Below are 2,248 nucleotides of genomic sequence, written 5' to 3'. Positions count from 1 at the left end.
GCAGGGGAGTTGTACGTCTCCGGGCCCGGTCTCGCCCGGGGATACCTGAACCGTCCGGCGCTGTCGGCCTCCCGTTTCGTCGCCGATCCCTACGGTCCGCCCGGCTCCCGCATGTACCGGACCGGTGACGTCGTACGCCGGAACACCGGCGGTGCCCTCGAGTTCGTCGGACGTGCCGACGATCAGGTCAAGGTGCGCGGGTTCCGGATCGAACTCGGGGAGATCGAGGCCGCGTTGGCGGCTCATCCCGACGTCGGTGACGTCGCCGTCCTCGCCCGGCAGGACCGGACCGACGACACACGTCTCGTCGCCTACGTCGTGCCCGCACCCGGTGGCACGGCGCACTCCGCCGTCCTGCGCGAGCATCTTCGTGAGCGGCTCCCGGAGTACATGGTCCCGGCCGTGTTCGTCGCGCTGGACGCGCTTCCGCTGACCGTCAACGGCAAGCTGGACCGTCGGGCGTTGCCCGAACCCCAGGCGGGCGGCAGCCTGGGTGTGGGACGTGCCCCGCGCACTCCGCAGGAGCAGATCCTGTGCGAGCTGTTCGCAGAGATCCTCGGGGTCGCCGAGGCCGGGGTGGACGACGGCTTCTTCGACCTCGGCGGCCACTCACTGCTCGCCACCCGGCTGGTCGCCCGCGTACGGGCCACTCTGGGCGTGGAATTGGAGCTGCGCACCCTGTTCGAGGCCCCGACACCGGCCGGGCTGGCCGCGAGTCTGGCGGGCGCCGGACGGCCCCGCGTCGCCCTCACCCCGTACGAAGACCGGCCCGAACCGATCCCGCTGTCGTTCGCCCAGCGCCGGCTGTGGTTCCTGCACCAGTTGGAGGGCGCGAGCGCCAACTACAACATCCCGCTCGCCTGGCGACTGACCGGACCGCTCGACCGTCTCGCCCTGGAAGCGGCCCTCGCCGACGTCCTGGCCCGCCATGAGAGCCTGCGCACGCTGTACCCCCAGATCGACGGCACTCCACACCAGAGGATCCTCGCCCCGGAGCAGGCCCGGCTGCCGCTGGGGGTGCGCGACGCGACCGAGGCGGATCTGGACGCCGTCCTCGCGGAGGCGCTGAGCCGTCCCTTCGACCTGGCCGTCGACCTCTCCTTGTACGCGGAGCTGTTCACGCTGGCTCCGGAGGAGAACGTCCTTCTCCTGGTCGTGCACCACATCGCGGGAGACGGTTGGTCCCTCGGCCCGCTGGCGCACAACCTCGCCGACGCCTACGCGGCGCGCTGCCGGGGTGCGGAGCCGGACTGGGCGCCACTGCCGGTCCAATACGCCGACTACACGCTGTGGCAACACCGGCTGCTCGGCGACGCCGCCGACCCCGACAGCCTCTTCGCCCGCCAGGCAGCGCACTGGACGAGCACGCTGCAGGGGCTTCCGAAGCAGATCCAACTGCCCACCGACCGGCCTCGTCCCGCCGTCGCCTCCCACCGGGGCGGCTTCGTCCGGGTGCGGTTGGACGCCGAACTGCACGCGAATCTAAGGGAGTTGGCTCGTACCGAGGGCACCAGCCTGTTCATGGTGCTCCAGGCCGGTCTCGCCGCTCTGCTGAACAAGCTCGGCGCAGGGGACGACATCCCCGTCGGGAGCCTCATCGCCGGCCGCACGGACGAGGCCCTGGACGACCTGATCGGCTACTTCGTCAACACCCTGGTCTTTCGTACCGACACCTCCGGCGACCCGACCTTCACCGAACTCCTCGACCGGGTCCGGGACGTGGCGCTGGCCGCATACGCCCACCAGGACCTGCCCTTCGAGTACCTCGTCGAGGCGCTCAACCCGGCGCGCTCGCTCGCCCACCACCCGCTCTTCCAGGTGATGCTCGTCCTCCAGAACGCACCCGGCGTCGACTTCGCCCCGCCCGGCCTGCACACCGGCAGCGTCGAGCTCACGACGACCACGTCCAAGCTCGACCTGATCTTCTCGATGTCCGAACGGCACGCGGACGACGGTGCCCCGCGGGGCATCGACGGGTTCGTCGAGTACGCCGACGACCTGTACGACCCTGAGACGGTCCAGGCCATGTGCGACCGCTGGACGCGTCTGCTGAGCGCGGCGGTCGCCGAACCGGCGCTGCGGCTCAGCCGGTTCGACGTCCTGACGGAGGTCGAGCGGAAGCTGTCCCTTCCCTCCGCGGTGTCGGCCCGTGTGGAGGGCAGTGTGGTGGGGCTGTTCGAGGCGCGGGTGCGGGAGTTGCCTGATGCGGTGGCGGTGGTCGCGGGTGAAGTGGCGTTGTCGTACGGGG

The 2,248-nt window shown here is 70.9% G+C and carries 1 protein-coding gene; it reads left to right on the top strand.

The annotated features are described in order from the left end of the window. Positions 1 to 2,248 (top strand): condensation domain-containing protein (locus AB0J04_RS45900; RefSeq protein ID WP_363174688.1); only part of this gene is annotated, 2,248 nt, incomplete at both ends.

Origin of the sequence: Streptomyces sp. NPDC050263 (assembly GCF_040655955.1) — a bacterium.
GTDB lineage: Bacteria > Actinomycetota > Actinomycetes > Streptomycetales > Streptomycetaceae > Streptomyces.
This window is presented reverse-complemented; position numbering and strand designations above follow the sequence as displayed.